1 protein-coding gene is annotated in these 1,207 nt (G+C 72.2%); it reads right to left on the bottom strand.

Going from position 1 to position 1,207, the window contains the following annotated elements; all coding sequences use genetic code 11:
* Positions 1 to 67: 67 nt before the first annotated feature.
* On the bottom strand, positions 68 to 1,009 hold the full coding sequence (locus tag G6016_RS12000; RefSeq protein ID WP_182632877.1) for an endonuclease/exonuclease/phosphatase family protein: 942 nt from the start codon (positions 1,007 to 1,009) through the stop codon (positions 68 to 70).
* Positions 1,010 to 1,207 lie beyond the last annotated feature (198 nt).

Genomic DNA, 1,207 nt, shown 5'->3' with positions numbered 1-1,207 from the left:
CGCGACCGCGCCGGGGGCGACAAGACGCGACCGTGTCATCCGCGAACGTGAACTCATGGTGGGAATGCTACCGCCCGTCTGGCAGCTGTACCGTCGCCAAAACCCCGAGATGGTCTGTCCGGCCCACCTCAACGGTGTTGGTCCGGCCCACAGCGACAGCGCCGCGGGCCAGAATGTGGTCGATGCCCAGGACCGGCGGAAAGCTCCGGTCGGCCGGCCACGTGGGCACCCAGCCGTCCCCGCCCGCCGACACCGAATCGGAGTAGCCGAGCTCACGCAGCTTCCGGAACCGGACGTGGTCCCAGGTGGCGTTGAAGTCGCCGCCGACCACCACCGGCGCGGGGCCGGGGAGCCCGCCGAGATAGGAGCGAAGACGGTCGGCCTCCTCGACCGAGCGGGGCCCGTCGAACACCGGCGCCACCGGGTGGACAGCCACCACCGTGACCGGTCCGGACGGTCCGGCCATCTCGGTTCGGAGCACGCCGAGGCTGAACCCCGGGATCCGGTCGGCCGGTGACAGGGGGTAGCGCGAGAACACCGCCACCCCCTCGGTTCCGGGTGCTGTTGCCGTGGCCTCGTGCGGCAGCAGCTCCGTGAGTCCGGCGGTGCGCAGTGCGTCCGCCGACTCGGGGGTGGCCTCCACGGTCATCAGCAGGTCCACCTCGTCACCGCGAACCGCGCGCACGACGTCGTGCGGAGCAGCGCGGCCGAACTCGAGGTTCTGCACCATCACCCGCAGGGGAACAGCGGGGTGGGCGTTGTCGTCGTCGTCGAAAATTCCGGACGGTCCCACCAGCGGGCCGTACTGGAAAACACCCGCGCCGACCAGCACCAACGCCACCACGGACAGCACGACGGAGCGGGCGCGCAGCGCCGCGAGTAGCGCGACCAGGCTCAGCAGCCACGCAGCGAACGCGAACGTGGCCAGGACCAGGATCCGTGGATCGTCGGAGCGGGAATGGTGCAGGGCGATCCCGGCGACGGCGATGAGCGCGGCGAGTACGGACACCGCCCGCGCGATCGGACGGCGCCCGCGAGGGGGCCGACCGGCGGTTGGGCGGGCCGTCACCGCAGGAATTTGCGCAGATCTCCCAGCGCGGCGATCACGCGGTCCAGATCGTCGCCGTTGCGGACCATCGACCGGACCGTCTCGGCGACCGACGCCACGGTCGGCGTGGACGGCGCCCCCGGCGTGCCGGCCGGGCCG

Source organism: Dietzia aerolata, from assembly GCF_014144865.1.
Taxonomy (GTDB): domain Bacteria; phylum Actinomycetota; class Actinomycetes; order Mycobacteriales; family Mycobacteriaceae; genus Dietzia; species Dietzia aerolata.
The sequence above is the reverse complement of the archived record's forward strand: the minus strand, read 5'-3'. Positions and strand labels throughout refer to the sequence as shown.